The sequence below is a fragment of the Kribbella sp. NPDC051620 genome (assembly GCF_044453825.1).
Lineage (GTDB): Bacteria > Actinomycetota > Actinomycetes > Propionibacteriales > Kribbellaceae > Kribbella.
Map to the genome: position 1 here is coordinate 490,084 of NZ_JBITDB010000005.1, position 17,376 is coordinate 507,459.

Below are 17,376 nucleotides of genomic sequence, written 5' to 3' on the forward strand. Positions count from 1 at the left end.
CCTATGGGTGTTGAAGAACAGCTTCCGGCCGGCGTACTGCTGACCACGATCGAGGGCCTGTCCGGCTACATGCGCAAGGCCTCGTTGTGGCCGGCAACCTTCGGGCTGGCCTGCTGCGCGATCGAGATGATGACCACCGGCGCCCCGCGTTACGACGCGGCCCGGTTCGGCATGGAGGTCTTCCGGGCGTCGCCGCGGCAGGCTGACCTGATGATCGTGGCCGGCCGGGTGAGCCAGAAGATGGCCCCCGTGCTGCGCCAGATCTACGACCAGATGCCGAACCCGAAGTGGGTGCTGGCGATGGGTGTCTGCGCCTCCTCGGGCGGCATGTTCAACAACTACGCGATCGTCCAGGGCGTGGACCACGTGGTCCCGGTCGACATGTACCTGCCCGGCTGCCCGCCGCGGCCGGAGATGCTGCTGGACGCGTTCCTCAAGCTGCACGAGGACATCCAGAACGGCAAGCTCGGCGCGAACAAGAAGGCGCTGCAGGCCGAGCAGGAGACTGCCGCCCTGGCCGCTTCCCCCACCCTTGAACTGAAGGGCCTGCTTCGGTGAGCGACACCCAACCCGAGAACCTTCCGGCGACCCAGCCGGGTTCGGACGCCCAGACGCCGGCGGCCGAGGTCATCGACCAGCGCGAGGGCATGTTCGGTGTCCGCGGTACCGGTGACACCTCCGGCTTCGGCGGTTTGCAGCGTCAGGTCGCACTGCCCGGCGGATCGGCCAAGCCGTACGGCGGCTGGTTCGACGGTGCCACCGAGAAGCTGGAGAGCCTGGTCGGCGAGGGCGCGATCGAGAAGGTCGTCGTCCAGCACAACGAGCTGACCCTGCACATCGCCCGCGAGCGGCTGGTCGAGGTCGCCCAGCAGTTGCGCGACGACGAGTCGCTGCGGTTCGAGTTCTGCTCCGGTGTCTCCGGCGTGCACTACCCGAACGAGACCGGGCGCGAGCTGCACGCGGTCTACCACCTGCTCTCGATCACGCACAACCGGCGGATCCGGCTCGAGGTGTCCTGCTCCGAGGCCGACCCGCACATCCCGTCCGTCGTCTCGGTCTACCCGGCCAACGACTGGCACGAGCGGGAGACCTGGGACTTCTTCGGCATCATCTTCGACGGACACCCGGCGCTGACCCGGATCCAGATGCCCGACGACTGGCCGGGTCACCCGCAACGCAAGGACTACCCGCTCGGCGGTATCGACGTCGAGTACAAGGGCGCCGTCATCCCGCCGCCCGACACGCGGAGGTCGTATAACTGATGACCACTACAGATCCCTACGCCGCCACCCGGGACACCACCGAGGGCAAGGTCTTCACCGTCACCGGTCAGGACTGGGACTCGGTCGTGTCCGGCCTGGGCGACGAGCCCGAAGAGCGCATCGTCGTCAACATGGGCCCGCAGCACCCGTCCACCCACGGCGTGCTCCGGCTCATCCTCGAGATCGAGGGTGAGAACGTGACCGAGGCCCGCTGCGGCATCGGCTACCTGCACACCGGTATCGAGAAGAACATGGAGTTCCGCTCCTGGACGCAGGGCGTCACGTTCTGCACCCGGATGGACTACCTGTCGCCGTTCTACAACGAGACGGCGTACTGCCTGGCGGTCGAGCGGCTGCTCGGCATCGAGGACCAGATCCCGGAGAAGGCCAACGTGATGCGGGTGCTCCTGATGGAGCTCAACCGGATCAGCAGCCACCTGGTCTGCATCGCCACCGGTGGGATGGAGATCGGCGCCCTGACGGTGATGACGATCGGCTTCCGTGAGCGCGAGATGACGCTCGACCTGTTCGAGCTGATCACCGGCCTGCGGATGAACCACGCGTTCATCCGGCCCGGCGGCGTCGCCCAGGACCTGCCGGCCGGCGCGCTGGACAAGATCCGGGAGTACATCACCTGGATGAACAAGCACCTGCCCGAGTACGCCGAACTCTGCAACGCGAACCCGATCTTCAAGGCCCGCCTGCAGGACGTCGGCTACCTGGACCTGACCGGGTGCATGGCGCTCGGCATCTCCGGCCCGCCGCTGCGCGCGACCGGGTACGGCCTGGACCTGCGCAAGACCCAGCCGTACTGCGGCTACGAGACCTACGACTTCGACGTACCGACCTGGGACACCGCCGACTCGTACGGCCGGTTCCGGGTGCGGCTGCAGGAGATGTGGGAGTCGCTGAAGATCGTCGAGCAGTGCGCCGACCGCCTGGCCAAGATGGAGGGCGAGCCGGTGATGGTGCAGGACAAGAAGATCGGCTGGCCGAGCCAGCTGGCCGTCGGCAACGACGGGATGGGCAACTCGCTCGACCACATCAAGCACATCATGGGCGAGTCGATGGAAGCCCTGATCCATCACTTCAAACTCGTCACCGAGGGCTTCCGGGTCCCGGCCGGGCAGGCCTACGTGGCGATCGAGTCGCCGCGCGGCGAGCTGGGCTGTCACCTGGTCTCCGACGGCGGCACCAAGCCGTACCGGGCGCACTTCCGCGACCCGTCGTTCGCAAACCTGCAGGCGATGCCGATCCTGTGCGAGGGCTCACAGGTCGCCGACGTGATCGTCGCCGTCGCCAGCCTTGACCCGGTGATGGGTGGAGTGGACCGATAGATGGCTGACACAACCGTTCCCTACAGCACAGGCGAGACGAAGATCGGTGACACCACGATCGCCGAGATGCGCGAGCTGGCCGCCCGGTACCCGGTCGGCCGCTCGGCCCTGCTGCCGATGCTGCACCTGGTGCAGTCGGTCGAGGGCCGGATCACCCCCGAGGGCATCGAGGCCTGCGCCCACGTGCTCGGGCTGACCGGCGCCGAGGTGTCGGCGGTGGCGACCTTCTACACGATGTACAAGCGCCGCCCGGTCGGCGACTACCACGTCGGCGTCTGCACCAACACGCTCTGCGCGGTGATGGGTGGCGACCTGATCTTCGAGCGCCTCAAGCAGCACCTGGACGTCGGCAACGACGAGACCACCGAGGACGGCAAGATCACCCTCGAGCACCTCGAGTGCAACGCCGCCTGCGACTACGCGCCGGTGATGATGGTGAACTGGGAGTTCTTCGACGACATGACGCCGGAGTCGGCGACCCAGCTCGTCGACGACCTGCGCGAGGGCACTGAGGTCAAGTCCCCGCGCGGTGCCACGATCTGCACCTGGAAGGAAGCCGAGCGCGTGCTGGCCGGCTTCCCCGACGGCCGGGCCGACGAGGGCCCGACCGGTGGCAAGGCGACGCTGGCCGGCCTGCGGCTGGCCCGCGAGCGCAACTGGACCGCCCCGGAGGGATCGCACTCCCGGAGCAGCAACGGCGCCGCCGCCGAGACAAGCGTCTCGCCGGAAGCCGCTTCCGGTCCGCGGCCGGAAGACCAGCCCGGCAAGGAATCCCAGGCTGTGCACACCGACGACAGCCGCAAGGAGGACTGACCGTGCTCACTCCAGTGCTGTCCGACAACTGGGACCAGATCCGCGCTTGGCAGCTCGCCTCGTACCAGCGTTCCGGCGGGTACGACGCGTTGCGCACCGCGCTGCGGATGCAGCCGGCCGACGTGGTCACCGCGGTCAAGGACTCCGGTCTGCGCGGCCGTGGTGGCGCGGGCTTCCCGACCGGCATGAAGTGGTCGTTCATCCCGCAGGACAACCCGAAGCCGAAGTACCTGGTGGTGAACGCCGACGAGTCCGAGCCGGGCACCTGCAAGGACATCCCGCTGATGCTCGCCTCGCCGCACACGCTGGTCGAGGGCGTCATCATCTCGGCGTACGCGATCAACGCGAACACCGCGTTCATCTACGTCCGCGGTGAGGTGCTGCACGTCGTCCGCCGGCTGCAGCAGGCGGTCGCCGAGGCGAAGGAAGCCGGCTTCATCGGCACCAACGTGCTCGGCACCGGCTACGACATCGACGTGATCGTGCATGCCGGCGCCGGCGCGTACATCTGCGGTGAAGAGACCGCGCTGCTCGACTCGCTGGAAGGTCGTCGTGGTCAACCCCGGCTGCGTCCTCCGTTCCCCGCGGTGGCCGGCCTGTACGGCTGCCCCACTGTCATCAACAACGTCGAGTCGATCGCATCCGTTCCCTCGATCATCAACAACGGCGCCGACTGGTTCGGCTCGATGGGCACCGAGAAGTCCAAGGGCCCGACGATCTACTCGCTGTCCGGCCACGTCACCCGGCCGGGTCAGTACGAGGCGCCGATGGGCATCACGCTGCGGCAGCTGCTCGACCTGGCCGGCGGGATCCGCGAGGGCCACGAGCTGAAGTTCTGGACCCCTGGTGGGTCCTCGACGCCGTTGCTGACCGCCGACCACCTCGACGTGCCGCTGGACTACGAAGGTGTCTCCGGGGCCGGCTCGCTGCTCGGCACCAAGGCGCTGCAGATCTTCGACGAGACGGTCTGCCCGGTCCGCGCCACGCTGCGCTGGACCGAGTTCTACAAGCACGAGTCCTGTGGCAAGTGCACCCCGTGCCGTGAGGGCACCTGGTGGCTGGTACAGATCCTGGAGCGGCTGGAGGCCGGCCAGGGCGACGAGAGCGACCTCGAGAAGCTGCTGGACCTGAGCGACAACATCACCGGCCGCTCGTTCTGCGCGCTGGCCGACGGCGCGACCGCGCCGATCACCAGCTCGATCCAGCACTTCAAGGACGACTACCTCGCGCACTTCACGAACGGCGGCTGCCCGTTCGACCCGATGGCGTCCACCGTCTTCGCGACCGCTGGAGCAACCGCATGACGATCCAAGCCAACCCGCCGGCGGGCCAGGTCGAAAAGGTCGACCTGGTCACCGTCACCATCGACGACGTCGAGGTGAAGGTCCCCAAGAACAGCCTGGCGATCCGGGCGGCCGAGCAGATCGGCGTCCAGATCCCGCGGTTCTGCGACCACCCGCTGCTCGACCCGGTCGCCGCCTGCCGTCAGTGCCTCGTCGAGGTCGTCGACGCGGGCAACGGCCGGGGGATGCCGAAGCCGCAGACCTCGTGCTCGCTGACCGTTGCCGACGGCATGGTCATCCGGACCCAGATCTCCTCGCCGGTGGCCGACAAGGCCCAGCAGGGGCAGATGGAGTTCCTGCTGATCAACCACCCGCTGGACTGCCCGGTCTGCGACAAGGGTGGCGAGTGCCCGCTGCAGAACCAGGCGATGACGAACGGCCGGGGCGAGAGCCGCTTCGAGGGCGTGAAGCGGACGTACCCCAAGCCGATCAACATCTCCGCCCAGGTGCTGCTGGACCGCGAGCGCTGCGTGCTCTGCGCCCGCTGCACCCGGTTCTCCCAGCAGATCGCCGGCGACCCGTTCATCGAGCTGCTCGAGCGCGGCGCGCTGCAGCAGGTGGGCATCTACGAGAAGGAGCCGTTCGAGAGCTACTTCTCCGGCAACACGATCCAGATCTGCCCGGTCGGCGCGCTGACCAGCGCGGCGTACCGGTTCCGGTCCCGGCCGTTCGACCTCGTCTCGGTGCCTTCGATCGCCGAGCACGACGCGTCCGGCGCGGCGATCCGGATCGACTACCGGCGCGGCAAGGTGATGCGCCGGCTGGCCGGTGACGACCCGGACGTCAACGAGGAGTGGATCTCCGACCGGGACCGGTTCGCGTTCAACTACGCGTACACCGGTGACCGGCTGACCCACCCGCTGATCCGCGAGGACGGCGAGCTGCGGCCTGCTTCCTGGCCGGAGGCGCTGGACTTCGCGGCGAAGAAGCTCGTCGCCGCGCGGGGCAACGCCGCCGTACTGACCGGTGGCCGGCTGACGCTCGAGGACGCCTACGCGTACTCGAAGTTCGCGCGCGTCGCCCTCGGTACCAACGACATCGACTTCCGTTCCCGGCCGTACTCGGCCGAGGAGGCCGACTTCCTGGCCGCCGCGGTCGCGGGCACCGGGCTCGGCACGACGTTCGCCGACCTGGAGAACGCCGCATCGGTACTGCTCGTGGGCTTCGAGCCCGAGGAGGAGTCGCCGTCGGTCTTCCTCCGGCTGCGCAAGGGCGTCAAGAAGAACGGCACCAAGGTCTTCACGGTCGCAGCGTTCGGATCGCGCGGGATCGAGAAGCTTTCGGGCGTCGTGGTCCAGAGCAGCCCGGGCACCGAGGCCGCCGTACTGAGTGATCTGCGCGGTACCGGCGAGACCGGGGCACTGGCGTTCGACGCACTCGGTGCCAACTCGGTCATCGTCGTCGGCGAGCGGCTCGCGTCCGTACAGGGCGCGTACTCCGCCGCGCTGCGGCTCGCGCTGGACACCGGAGCACAGCTGGTCTGGATCCCGCGTCGCGCGGGTGACCGTGGTGCGCTCGACGCGGGCTGCCTGCCGGGTCTGCTGCCGGGCGGTCGTCTGGTGTCGGACGCGGCCGCACGGGTCGACCTGCAGGCCGCCTGGGGCGTCGAGAACCTGCCCAGCACGACCGGCAAGGACGTCGGCGAGATCCTCGCCGCGGCCGGCTCGCTGCAGGCACTGGTCGTGGCGGGTGTCGAGATCGACGACCTGCCGGACCCGGCGGCTGCCCTGGCTGCGCTAGCCGCCGCGCCGTTCGTGGTCAGCTTCGAGGTTCGCAACTCGCAGGTGACCGAGCACGCCGACGTCGTCTTCCCGGTCGTACCGCCGGCGGAGAAGGACGGCACCTTCGTGAACTGGGAGGGCCGCGAGCGGTCCTTCCCGGTCGTGCTCAAGGTGCCGGCCGCGATGCCGGATGTCCGGGCGCTGGCCGCACTGGCCCAGGAGATGGACTCGCCGCTCGGCTTCAGCACCCCGCACGGGGCGAAGAAGGAGTACGACGAGCTCGGCCGCTGGGACGGCGACCGGGCCGGCGAACCGACGTACCAGGCGGGTCCGCCGCTCGGCGCGTTCGACTCGACCCGGCTGGCCACCTGGCGGATGCTGATCGACGACAGCCGCGGCAACGACGGCGAGCCGCACCTGGTCGCGACCGCCCGCCGGCCGGTGGCGCGGATCTCGCAGACCACGGCCCACCGGGTCGGCGTGAACGACGGCGACGAGCTCGTGGTGAGCACCGACGCCGGCTCGATCCGGTTGCCGGTGGCGATCACCGCGATGACCGACAACGTCGTCTGGCTGCCGGCCAACTCGGCCGACTCGCATGTCCGACGCTCGCTGCATGCCGATCACGGCTCGATCGTGACCATTGCCGGAGGGAACGCATGATGTCCATCCCGCTCGCCCTGCCGCTGGCGCCACCGCCCGATGCGGGGGTCGGCAACGACCCCTGGTGGGTGGTGCTGATCAAGGTACTGCTGATCTTCGTCTTCCTGATCGTGCTGACGCTCTTCAACATCTGGTGGGAGCGCCGGGTCGTGGCCTACATGCAGAACCGGATCGGGCCGAACGTGCACGGCCCGTTCGGTCTGCTCCAGTCGCTGGCCGACGGCATGAAGCTGATGTTCAAGGAAGACCTGATGCCGAAGGGCGTGGACAAGTTCGTCTACGTCGCGGCGCCGGTGATCGTCTCGATCCCGGCCTTCCTGACCTTCGCGGTGATCCCGTTCGGGCCGACGGTGAAGATCCCCTTCACCGACACCTACACCCGGTTGCAGCTGACCGACCTGCCGGTGTCGGTGCTGTACGTGATGGCGATCGCCTCGATCGGCATCTACGGCATCGTGCTCGGCGGCTGGTCCTCCAACTCGACGTACTCGCTGCTCGGTGGTCTGCGCTCCAGCGCCCAGATGATCTCGTACGAGGTCGCGATGGGCCTGGCCCTGGTGACCGTGTTCCTGTTCGCCGGCTCGATGTCCACCTCGGACATCGTCAACGCGCAGGCCTCGCACCAGACGCTGAACCTGTTCGGGGCGCACATCCCGATCCCGGGCTGGTACGCCGTACTGCTGTTCCCGTCGTTCGTGATCTACGTGATCTCGATGATCGGCGAGACGAACCGGGCGCCGTTCGACCTGCCGGAGGCCGAGGGCGAGCTGGTGGCCGGCTTCCTGACCGAGTACTCCTCGATGAAGTACGCGATGTTCTTCCTGGCCGAGTACATCAACATGGCGACCGTGTCCGCGCTGGCCACCACGCTGTTCCTGGGCGGCTGGCGGGCGCCCTGGCCGATCTCGCTGTGGGACGGCGCGAACTCCGGCTTCTGGCCGGTGCTGTGGTTCGTCGGCAAGATGATGTGCTTCATCTTCATGTACATCTGGCTGCGCGGAACGCTGCCGCGACTGCGCTACGACCAGTTCATGAAGCTGGGCTGGAAGATCCTGATCCCGGTATCGCTGGGCTGGATCCTGCTGGTCGCCACGGTCCGCGCGGTCGGCCGCGAGGTGGACAGCGGCAACCAGCGCAACTACCTGCTGGTGGCGGCCGGCATCGTCGCGGCCATCGCGGTGATCTCGATGTTCCTGCCGCAGAAGAAGACCGACCAGCCGGAGCCGGTGGAGGGCGAGGAGTTCGACGCCTTCGCCGGCGGCTTCCCGGTGCCACCACCACTCGTCGATTCCACGAGCACGGACGTTCGTAGCAAGGAAGGCAGCCGTGGCTAGCGTCAAAGAGTCCCTCTGGGATCCGGTCGCCGGATTCGGGGTCACCTTCCGGACGATGTTCCGGAAGACGTTCACCGAGCAGTACCCGTTCGACAAGAAGCCGACCGCGCCGCGGTTCCACGGCCGCCACCAGCTGAACCGCTGGCCCGACGGCCTGGAGAAGTGCATCGGCTGCGAGCTGTGCGCCTGGGCCTGCCCGGCGGACGCGATCTACGTCGAGGGCGCTGACAACGCTGTAGATTCAGCGGGCGGCTCCGGTCGTTTTTCGCCTGGTGAGCGCTACGGCCGCGTCTACCAGATCAACTACCTGCGCTGCATCCTCTGCGGCCTGTGCATCGAGGCGTGCCCGACCCGGGCGCTCACGATGACCAACGAGTACGAGCTGGCCGACCGCACCCGCGAGTCCCTCATCTACGAGAAGAAGGACCTGCTGGCTCCGCTGCTCCCCGGGATGGAGGAGCCGCCGCACGAGATGCAGCTCGGCAAGTCCCAGACCGACTACTACCTGGGCCTGACCGGCGCCGCGGTCGTACCGGAGAGCGCCTCGATCCACCCGGAGAGCTCGCTCAAGGGTGGTGCTGACCAGTGACCCCGCTCGTCACCGGCGGCCAGGTCGCGTTCTGGATGCTGGCCCCGATCATGGTGCTGGCCGCGATCGCGATGATCCTGGTCCGCAAGGCGGTGCACTCCGCGCTGCTGCTCGCCACCGTGATGATCTGCCTGGCCATCCAGTACGCGGCACAGGACGCGCCGTTCCTGTTCGCGGTCCAGATCATCGTCTACACCGGCGCGATCCTGATGCTGTTCCTGTTCGTCCTGATGCTGGTCGGCGTCGACGCCTCCGACTCGCTGGTCGAGACGATCCGCGGCCAGCGGCTGCTGGCCGGGCTGGCCTTCCTGGGGATCGCGGTGCTGCTGATCTTCGCGGTCGGCAACGCCAAGTACGGCGACCCGATCGGGCTCGGCCAGGCACAGCCGGACGGGAACGTGAAGGGGCTCGCGCAGCTGCTGTTCGGCAAGTACGTGTTCGCCTTCGAGGTCACCTCGGCGCTGCTGATCACCGCGGCGATGGGCGCGATGATGCTGGCGCACCGCGAGCGGCTGACCAAGAAGCTGACCCAGCGCGACCACGCCGAGGAGCGGATCCGCAAGTACGCCGAGGCCGGCGTGCACCCGGGCCCGTTGCCGACGCCGGGTGTGCTGGCCCGGCACAACGCCGTCGACACGCCGGCGCTGCTGCCCGACGGGTCGATCGCGCCGACCTCGGTTTCGCGCGTGCTGCAGGCACGTGGCACGGTGTTCCCCGAGACCGAGGAGCGCGACGAGATCGAGACGGTCCGCAAGATCGCCGACGGCGACGCGGGCGACGAGGTCCCGCCGGAACCCACCGGTACGGATCTGACCGGATTCCGTGAAGGAGACAACTCGTGAGCACCGAGCCGTACATCGTCTTGTCGGCGATGCTGTTCAGCATCGGCGCGCTCGGGGTGCTCGTCCGGCGCAACGCGATCGTCGTGTTCATGTGTGTGGAGCTGATGCTGAACGCGACGAACCTGGCGTTCGTCAGCTTCGCCCGCCAGCACGGCAACCTCGACGGCCAGATCGCCGCCTTCTTCGTGATGGTGGTGGCCGCGGCCGAGGTCGTGATCGGCCTGGCGATCATCATGGCCATCTTCCGCACCCGTCGCTCGGCCTCGGTCGACGACGCCAACCTGCTCAAGTACTGAGGTCTGAAACCGATGAGTCATGAGCTGACGTGGCTGCTGGTCGCGATCCCGGCGGTGTCCGCGGCGATCCTGCTGCTTGGTGGCAAAGCCACCAACGCGTGGGGTCACCTGCTGGGCACCGCGGCGTCGCTGGCCTCGTTCGTCTGCGGGGTCCTGCTGTTCTTCCAGATGCAGGGCAAGTCCGGCGAAGAGCGGTCCGAGACGGTCAAGCTGTTCGAGTGGTTCTCGGTCGGCAGCGTGCATGTGGATGTGACCCTGCTGGTCGACCAGCTGTCCATCCTGTTCGTGCTGCTGATCACGGGTGTCGGGTCGCTGATCCACATCTACTCGATCGGCTACATGGACCACGACCCGCGCAGGCGGCGCTTCTTCGGGTACCTGAACCTGTTCATCGCGTCGATGCTGCTGCTGGTGCTGGCCGCCGACTACCTGCTGGTCTTCGTCGGCTGGGAAGGCGTCGGTCTGGCGTCGTACCTGCTGATCGGGTTCTGGCAGCACAAGCACTCGGCCGCGACCGCCGCGAAGAAGGCATTCGTGGTGAACCGGGTCGGTGACATCGGCCTCTCGCTCGCGGTGATGAGCATGTGGGCGCTGTTCGGCTCCTCTGCCTTCGCGACCGTGAACGCCGGCGCCGAGCACGTCTCCAGCACCTGGGGCACGCTGCTCGGCCTGATGCTGCTGCTGGCGGCCTGCGGCAAGTCGGCGCAGGTGCCGCTGCAGTCCTGGCTGCTGGACGCGATGGAGGGCCCGACCCCGGTGTCGGCGCTGATCCACGCGGCGACGATGGTCACCGCGGGCGTCTACCTGGTGGTCCGCTCGCACGCGATCTACGAGGTCACCGACGCGGCCTCGACCGCGGTGGTGATCGTCGGCACGGTGACCGCGCTGGTCGGTGCGATCATCGGTTGCGCCAAGGACGACATCAAGAAGGCGCTGGCCGGTTCGACGATGAGCCAGATCGGCTACATGATGCTCGCCGCGGGCCTCGGCCCGGCGGGCTACGTGTTCGCGATCTTCCACCTGCTCACGCATGGGTTCTTCAAGGCCAACATGTTCCTCGGCGCCGGCTCCGTGATGCACGGGATGAACGACGACGTGAACATGCGCCACTACGGCGGCCTGGCGAAGTACATGAAGGTCACCTTCGTGACGTTCGCGTTCGGCTACCTGGCGATCCTCGGCATCCCGCCGTTCGCCGGCTTCTTCAGCAAGGACAAGATCATCGAGGCCGCGTTCGCGGACAACACGGTGATCGGTCTGTGCGCGCTGCTCGGCGCCGGGATCACCGCGTTCTACATGACCCGGTTGATGCTGATGACCTTCTTCGGCGAGAAGCGCTGGGAGAAGGACGTGCACCCGCACGAGTCGCCCGCGGTGATGACCGGTCCGCTGATCATCCTCGCGGCACTCTCCCTCGGTGGCGGCGCGCTGTACTTCGCCGGCCACTGGATCGTCGACTGGCTGGAGCCGGTGGTCGGTCACGAGGAGGAGCACGCTCCGGTCAGCGCCACGGTGATGACGGTGATCACCCTCGCGGTCGTTGCCGTCGGCATCGCGATCGCAGTACTGCGGTACCGCCGCGACATCCCGCGCGAGGCGCCCGTCCGGGTCTCGCCGGCCACCACCTTCGCCCGCCGTGACCTGTACGGCGACGCGCTCAACGAAGCCGTCCTGATGCGCCCGGGCCAGTACCTCACCCGGACGCTGGTCTGGCTCGACAACCGCGGAGTGGACGGCCTGGTCAACGGGCTGGCCGCACTCTTCGGCGGGCTGTCCGGCCGGCTGCGCCGGTTCCAGACGGGCTTCGTCCGTTCCTACGCACTCAGCATGGTCTTCGGCGCCGCATTCGTGGTCGTCGCCCTCCTCGCGGTGAGGTTGTCGTGAAAATCGGTTGGCTGACCCTGACGCTGCTCCTGCCGTTGGTAGGGGCCCTGGCGACGATCGCGGTGCCGAGAGCCAAGGCGCTGCTGTCCAAGCAGGTGGCACTGGTCTTCTCCCTCGTCACGCTGGCGCTGACCATCGTGATCGCTGTCGGCTACCACCAGAACGGTGCTGCTGACTACGAGGAGAACCACACCTGGATCAAGGCCTTCGGCGCGCACTACGCGCTCGGGCTGGACGGTGTCGGGATCGTGCTGGTGGTGCTCACCGCGCTGCTCACCCCGATCGTGCTGATCGCCTCCTGGAACGACGCGAAGACCGGTCGCTGGAGTGAGAAGTCGTTCTTCGCCTGGATCCTCGGCCTGGAGGCGCTGTCGATCGGCGTCTTCAGCGCCACCGACGTGTTCCTCTTCTACGTGCTGTTCGAGGCCACGCTGATCCCGATGTACTTCCTGATCGGTGGCTTCGGCGGTCCGCAGCGGTCGTACGCGGCGGTGAAGTTCCTGCTCTACTCGCTGCTCGGCGGTCTGCTGATGCTGGCGTCGGTGGTCGGTCTGTACGTGGTCTCGGCCAAGAACGGCGGCGACCCGTCGTACCTGCTGTCCGACCTGATGAAGGTCGACATGTCGCAGAACACCGAGCGCTGGCTGTTCCTCGGCTTCTTCTTCGCCTTCGCCGTGAAGGCGCCGATGGTGCCGTTCCACACCTGGCTGCCGGACGCCGCCGCCGAGGCGACGCCCGGTACGTCGGTGCTGCTGGTCGGCATCCTGGACAAGATCGGCACCTTCGGGATGATCCGGTTCTGCCTGGGACTGTTCCCGGAAGCGTCGAAGTGGGCCACTCCGGTCGTCCTGGTGCTCGCCTTGATCAGCGTCCTGTACGGCGCGCTGGTGGCGATCGGCCAGACCGACATCAAGCGGCTGATCGCCTACACCTCGATCTCGCACTTCGGCTTCATCGTGATGGGCATCTTCGCGCTCACCTCGCAGGGGCTGACCGGGTCGACGCTCTACATGTTCAACCACGGTCTCTCCACCGCGGCACTGTTCCTGGTGGCCGGCTACCTGATCTCGCGCCGCGGTTCGGCCCGGATCGCGGACTACGGCGGCGTCGAGAAGGTGGCTCCGGTACTGGCCGGCACCTTCCTGTTCGCCGGCCTGTCCAGCCTGGCGCTGCCCGGTCTGTCGCCGTTCATCTCCGAGTTCATGGTGCTGGCCGGAACGTTCAGCAAGCACAAGGTGATCGCGGTGATCGCGGTGCTCGGGATCGTGCTGGCCGCGCTCTACATCCTGATCATGTACCAACGCCTGATGACCGGTCCCGTCCGTGACGGGATCGAGAAGCTGAAGGACCTGAACTTCCGCGAGGTGTTCGCGATCGCGCCGCTGGTCGTGCTGATCATCGGGTTCGGCATCTACCCGAAGCCGATCGTCGACATCATCAAGCCGGCGGTCGAGTCGACGATGCAGCACGTGGGCGTCACCGACAAGGCCCCGCAGGTTCCCGTGACGGAGGGACAGAAGTGAGTGCAGTTCTCATGCCGCTGGCGGCGCAGGCTCTGCCGCTGGCGGACTTCGTCAAGCCGAAGATCGAGTACAACGAGCTGGCTCCGCTGCTCGCTGTCTTCGGCGCGGCCTGTGTCGGCGTCCTCGCCGAGGCGTTCGTGCCCCGCTACGTTCGGCACCTGGTCCAGCTGGCGATCGCGCTGATCGGCGTCGTCGCCGCCGGTGCCTGGACCATCCTGCTGATGAACGACAAGAAGGAACTGCTCGCGGCGCAGGGCGCGATCTCGGTGGACGGCCCCGCGCTGTTCACCTGGATCACGCTGCTCGCGCTGACGCTGGTCAGCATCCTGCTGTTCGCCGAGCGCTCGGTCGACGGCGGGCTGTCCGCGTTCGCCGGCCAGGCTGCCGCGGTACCGGGCAGTGAGGCGGAGCGTGAAGGCACCGCGCTCAAGGTCGAGCACACCGAGGTCTTCCCGCTGACGCTGTTCGCGGTCGGCGGCATGATGCTGTTCGCCTCGGCCAACGACCTGCTGGTGCTGTTCGTCGCGCTCGAGGTCTTCTCGCTGCCGCTGTACCTGCTCTGCGGGCTGGCGCGCCGTCGCCGGCTGATCTCGCAGGAAGCCGCGATGAAGTACTTCCTGCTCGGCGCCTTCGCCTCGGCCTTCCTGCTCTACGGCATCGCCCTGCTCTACGGGTACGCCGGAACCATGTCGCTCGGCGGCATCTCGGACGCGCTGGCCACCAAGACCGGTGGCGACGCGATCCTGCTCGCCGGTACCGGCCTGATCGGGGTCGGCCTGCTGTTCAAGGTCGGCGCGGTCCCGTTCCACTCGTGGACGCCGGACGTATACCAGGGTGCGCCGACGCCGGTCACCGGGTTCATGGCGGCCTGCACCAAGATCGCCGCGTTCATCGGGCTGATGCGGGTCTTCTACGTCGCCCTCGGCGGCAGCCGCTGGGACTGGGCGCCGATGATGTGGGTCGTCGCGATCCTCACCATGGTGGTCGGCTCGATCGTGGCGCTGACCCAGACCGACGTGAAGCGGATGCTCGCCTACTCGTCGATCGCGCACGCCGGCTTCCTGCTGACCGCGTTCGTCGGGCTCTCGCAGGCCGGCAGCGGGATCACCCACGGCATCACCTCGACGCAGGCGGTGCTGTTCTACCTGGTCTGCTACGGCTTCCCGACCATCGGCGCCTTCGCGCTGGTGACGCTGGTCCGCGACGCGGGCGGCGAGGCCACCCACCTGTCGCGCTGGGCCGGACTGGGCAAGAAGTCGCCGCTGCTGGCGGGCATCTTCGCCTTCTTCCTGCTCGGCTTCGCCGGTATCCCGCTGACCGCGGGCTTCACCGGCAAGTGGGCCGTGTTCACCGCGGCGTGGACCGGTGGCGCCTGGCCGCTGGTCGTGGTCGCGGTGCTCTGCAGCCTGGTCGCGGCGTTCTTCTACGTTCGCGTGATCGTGCTGATGTTCTTCTCCGACCTGCCGGCCGACGCGCCGGACGTGGCCCTGCCGGGCTGGCAGACCACCACGGCCGTCGCGCTGGGTCTGGCTGCCACGGTGGTACTCGGTATCGTTCCGGGACCGGTGCTCGACCTGGCCGCCCGGGCTGGTGAGTTCATCCGGTGAGCCAGTCCCCGCTGCCGGCCGAGAGCCTGGGCTTCGCGTTCGCCGACGAGGCGCTCGAAGCCCGGGTTCGCGCTGGGCTGGTCAAGGTCGAGCAGGCGCTGCGCGACTCCGCGCAGTCCGAGGCGCCGTTCGTCACCGCGGCCGTCCAGCACGTGATGGTTGCCGGTGGCAAGCGGTTCCGGCCGTTGCTGGTCTTGCTCGCCGCGGAGCTCGGCCCGTCGTCCTCGTCGTCTGAGGTGATCGACGCGGCGGTGGTGGTCGAGCTGACGCATGTCGCCACGCTGTACCACGATGACGTGATGGACGAGGCGGCGTTGCGTCGCGGCTCGTCGACGGCCAACGCGCGCTGGGACAACTCGGTCGCGATCCTGGCGGGGGACTGGTTGTTCGCCCGCGCGTCCGACCTGGTCGCTTCGCTCGGGCCCGAGGCGGTCCGGATCCAGTCGCGGACCTTCGGCCGGTTGGTCGAAGGGCAGATCCGGGAGACCTTGGGTGTGTCGGAGGGGCAGGATCCGCTGGCCCACTACTTGTCCGTGGTCGCGGACAAGACCGGCTCGTTGATCGCTACCTCGGCTTTGTTCGGTGCCCGCTTCGCGGGGGCGTCCGCGGAGGTCCAGGAGACCGTCCGGGCGTTCGGCGAGGAGATCGGGCAGGCGTTCCAGCTGGCCGACGACATCCTCGACATCATGTCCGAGGAGTCCGGGAAGACGCCTGGTACGGACCTCCGCGAAGGAGTTCCGACCCTCCCGGTGCTGATCTTCCGGGCCCAGGCCGATCCGTCGTCCCCGACCGACGCCCGGCTGCTCGAGTCGCTCGACTCCGACCTGACGGATGACGCCCGCCTGGCTGAGGCCCTTGGTCTGCTGCGTTCGCACCCGTCGCTCCAGCAGGCCGAGGACGACGTACGCCGGCGTGCTGATGATGCTCGCAAGTTGCTTTCGGATCTCCCGGAGGGACCGGGACGCTCAGCTCTGGAGTCCCTCTGCGATCTGGTGGTCACCCGCTCGGTCTGAGCGGGTAAAGGTGATCCGGGTCAGGCGGTCGGCTTGGTCCCGGGTCAGGATCGTCGCGGAGGTTGCCCCGGGCACGACTTGCCCGGGGTCGGTGATCGCCAGCTCCCGTAGTACCGGCCAGCGGCGGGCGTGGGTCTTCATGCTGCCTTTGCGGACGACGCGGTTGCGTTGGTGTTGGCCTTGGCGGGCCAGGTCGGCTGGTACGTCGAGCATGAGCAGGTGGACCGGGCGACCCGCGAGTTGGGCTGCCCGGCCGATCAGTTGCCTGGCCAGTGGCTTGGTCGCGCAGTCGTGGATGACCAGTGGGGTGTTGGTGCGCATGGCGCGGAGTACGCGGGCGTAGTAGGTCAGGTGGAGGGCCGGGCGCCAGATGGCGTACGGGAGCTTGCGAAGTACTGGCTTCCAGCGGTTGCGGATCGGTTCGGAGTCGAGCACCTGGACGGCGCCGGGCTCGGGGAAGAGTCGCCTGAGCAGAGTGCTCTTGCCGGACCCGGGAATGCCCGCCAGTACGACGATCGCGTTCGCTGGGTAGCGCATCCCCCGATCCTCTCCGCTCGCTCTGAGAGCCCGATGAGAATCCCCTGAGGACTACAGCCCGGCTAGCGGATGGTGGTGCTCAGGACTTGAGGTTGGCGAACCACTTGCGGGTGTTGTCGGCCGTGCCGGGGTAGGTGCTCTCGACCTGCTCGACGAGATCGGCGATCGTCTTGGCGGCGAGCTCGCGCCGGTAGGTGAGCTCGGCCTTGCGCATCGACATCGAGACTACGCAGGTCTTCCGGTAGTCGGCCTTTTCGTCGGCGCCCGGGCCGGCCTTCAGGATCTGCGTGCACCTGAAGGCGTCGTCGGATCCGTCGATCGCCACGACGACATCGAGCAAGGTGATCTTGTCGGGGGCTTTGGCTAGCTGGAATCCGCCTTTGGGTCCTGAGGTCGAGCTCAGGATGCCGGCTCGGGTCAGTGCTTGGAGTTGCTTGTTCAGGTAGGCGGTGGGGAGTTCGTAGAAGGCAGCGAGGCGCTTGGCGGTAACCGCTTCGCCGGGGATGAAGCACATGTTGACGCAACTGTGCACAGCCCACTCGACGCCTTCGTTCATCTTCATAATCTAGATAGTAAATATCCAGAAATATGCTGTCAACCGGACGCCGGACG

Annotated in this window: 16 protein-coding genes; 14 read left to right on the forward strand and 2 right to left on the reverse strand. The window is 67.8% G+C overall.

Going from position 1 to position 17,376, the window contains the following annotated elements; genetic code table 11:
• Positions 1–3 precede the first annotated feature (3 nt).
• The 14 genes from ACIA12_RS26900 to ACIA12_RS26965 are packed head-to-tail and all read left to right on the forward strand — an operon-like array spanning position 4 to position 16,227.
• Positions 4–558, forward strand: a complete 555-nt coding sequence (locus ACIA12_RS26900; protein ID WP_328329756.1) for an NADH-quinone oxidoreductase subunit B family protein — start codon at positions 4–6, stop codon at positions 556–558.
• The gene (locus tag ACIA12_RS26905) at positions 555–1,262 is read left to right on the forward strand and encodes an NADH-quinone oxidoreductase subunit C (protein ID WP_396369848.1); all 708 of its coding nucleotides are present in this window, start codon (positions 555–557) and stop codon (positions 1,260–1,262) included. Before ACIA12_RS26900 ends, ACIA12_RS26905 begins: the two co-directional genes overlap by 4 nt.
• Positions 1,262–2,599, forward strand: a complete 1,338-nt coding sequence (locus tag ACIA12_RS26910) for an NADH-quinone oxidoreductase subunit D (RefSeq protein WP_396369849.1) — start codon at positions 1,262–1,264, stop codon at positions 2,597–2,599. The genes ACIA12_RS26905 and ACIA12_RS26910 overlap by 1 nt, the downstream gene beginning before the upstream one ends.
• Positions 2,600–3,412: an NADH-quinone oxidoreductase subunit NuoE gene (nuoE, locus tag ACIA12_RS26915; RefSeq protein WP_396369850.1), complete on the forward strand. Its 813-nt coding sequence runs from the start codon at positions 2,600–2,602 to the stop codon at positions 3,410–3,412.
• Between the two features lie 2 nt (positions 3,413–3,414).
• The gene (gene nuoF / locus ACIA12_RS26920; protein ID WP_396369851.1) at positions 3,415–4,716 is read left to right on the forward strand and encodes an NADH-quinone oxidoreductase subunit NuoF; all 1,302 of its coding nucleotides are present in this window, start codon (positions 3,415–3,417) and stop codon (positions 4,714–4,716) included.
• Positions 4,713–7,139, forward strand: a complete 2,427-nt coding sequence (locus ACIA12_RS26925) for an NADH-quinone oxidoreductase subunit G (protein WP_396369852.1) — start codon at positions 4,713–4,715, stop codon at positions 7,137–7,139. Before nuoF ends, ACIA12_RS26925 begins: the two co-directional genes overlap by 4 nt.
• Positions 7,136–8,473 carry an NADH-quinone oxidoreductase subunit NuoH gene (nuoH, locus tag ACIA12_RS26930; RefSeq protein WP_396369853.1) on the forward strand — a complete coding sequence of 446 codons (1,338 nt, stop codon included), beginning with the start codon at positions 7,136–7,138 and terminating at the stop codon, positions 8,471–8,473. Before ACIA12_RS26925 ends, nuoH begins: the two co-directional genes overlap by 4 nt.
• Positions 8,466–9,062: an NADH-quinone oxidoreductase subunit NuoI gene (nuoI, locus tag ACIA12_RS26935; RefSeq protein WP_396369854.1), complete on the forward strand. Its 597-nt coding sequence runs from the start codon at positions 8,466–8,468 to the stop codon at positions 9,060–9,062. Before nuoH ends, nuoI begins: the two co-directional genes overlap by 8 nt.
• Positions 9,059–9,904: an NADH-quinone oxidoreductase subunit J gene (locus ACIA12_RS26940; RefSeq protein ID WP_396369855.1), complete on the forward strand. Its 846-nt coding sequence runs from the start codon at positions 9,059–9,061 to the stop codon at positions 9,902–9,904. Before nuoI ends, ACIA12_RS26940 begins: the two co-directional genes overlap by 4 nt.
• The gene (gene nuoK / locus ACIA12_RS26945; protein WP_185448440.1) at positions 9,901–10,200 is read left to right on the forward strand and encodes an NADH-quinone oxidoreductase subunit NuoK; all 300 of its coding nucleotides are present in this window, start codon (positions 9,901–9,903) and stop codon (positions 10,198–10,200) included. Before ACIA12_RS26940 ends, nuoK begins: the two co-directional genes overlap by 4 nt.
• Before the next feature lie 12 nt (positions 10,201–10,212).
• Positions 10,213–12,084: an NADH-quinone oxidoreductase subunit L gene (gene nuoL / locus ACIA12_RS26950; RefSeq protein ID WP_396369856.1), complete on the forward strand. Its 1,872-nt coding sequence runs from the start codon at positions 10,213–10,215 to the stop codon at positions 12,082–12,084.
• The gene (locus tag ACIA12_RS26955) at positions 12,081–13,607 is read left to right on the forward strand and encodes an NADH-quinone oxidoreductase subunit M (RefSeq protein ID WP_396369857.1); all 1,527 of its coding nucleotides are present in this window, start codon (positions 12,081–12,083) and stop codon (positions 13,605–13,607) included. Before nuoL ends, ACIA12_RS26955 begins: the two co-directional genes overlap by 4 nt.
• Positions 13,608–13,618: 11 nt before the next feature.
• The gene (gene nuoN / locus ACIA12_RS26960) at positions 13,619–15,214 is read left to right on the forward strand and encodes an NADH-quinone oxidoreductase subunit NuoN (protein WP_396370432.1); all 1,596 of its coding nucleotides are present in this window, start codon (positions 13,619–13,621) and stop codon (positions 15,212–15,214) included.
• Positions 15,211–16,227, forward strand: coding sequence for a polyprenyl synthetase family protein (locus ACIA12_RS26965; RefSeq protein WP_396369858.1), 1,017 nt, complete (start codon positions 15,211–15,213; stop codon positions 16,225–16,227). The genes nuoN and ACIA12_RS26965 overlap by 4 nt, the downstream gene beginning before the upstream one ends.
• On the opposite strand, the gene ACIA12_RS26970 is transcribed toward ACIA12_RS26965, so the two are convergent.
• Both ACIA12_RS26970 and ACIA12_RS26975 read right to left on the reverse strand, forming a co-directional pair.
• Complete coding sequence (locus tag ACIA12_RS26970; protein WP_396369859.1) at positions 16,180–16,764, reverse strand: AAA family ATPase; 585 nt, start codon at positions 16,762–16,764, stop codon at positions 16,180–16,182. The genes ACIA12_RS26965 and ACIA12_RS26970 overlap by 48 nt on opposite strands.
• 79 nt (positions 16,765–16,843) lie before the next feature.
• Positions 16,844–17,326: an RrF2 family transcriptional regulator gene (locus ACIA12_RS26975; protein ID WP_396369860.1), complete on the reverse strand. Its 483-nt coding sequence runs from the start codon at positions 17,324–17,326 to the stop codon at positions 16,844–16,846.
• Between the last annotated feature and the right edge of the window lie 50 nt (positions 17,327–17,376).

Bases quoted from the DNA above. Each gene is read 5' to 3' on its own strand.
- nuoH (WP_396369853.1), top strand. From the start codon at position 7,136: ATGATGTCCATCCCGCTCGCCCTGCCGCTGGCGCCACCGCCCGATGCG.
- ACIA12_RS26975 (WP_396369860.1), bottom strand. From the start codon at position 17,326: ATGAAGATGAACGAAGGCGTCGAGTGGGCTGTGCACAGTTGCGTCAAC.
- ACIA12_RS26900 (WP_328329756.1), top strand. From the start codon at position 4: ATGGGTGTTGAAGAACAGCTTCCGGCCGGCGTACTGCTGACCACGATC.
- nuoN (WP_396370432.1), top strand. From the start codon at position 13,619: ATGCCGCTGGCGGCGCAGGCTCTGCCGCTGGCGGACTTCGTCAAGCCG.
- ACIA12_RS26970 (WP_396369859.1), bottom strand. From the start codon at position 16,764: ATGCGCTACCCAGCGAACGCGATCGTCGTACTGGCGGGCATTCCCGGG.
- ACIA12_RS26910 (WP_396369849.1), top strand. From the start codon at position 1,262: ATGACCACTACAGATCCCTACGCCGCCACCCGGGACACCACCGAGGGC.
- nuoE (WP_396369850.1), top strand. From the start codon at position 2,600: ATGGCTGACACAACCGTTCCCTACAGCACAGGCGAGACGAAGATCGGT.
- nuoL (WP_396369856.1), top strand. From the start codon at position 10,213: ATGAGTCATGAGCTGACGTGGCTGCTGGTCGCGATCCCGGCGGTGTCC.
- ACIA12_RS26925 (WP_396369852.1), top strand. From the start codon at position 4,713: ATGACGATCCAAGCCAACCCGCCGGCGGGCCAGGTCGAAAAGGTCGAC.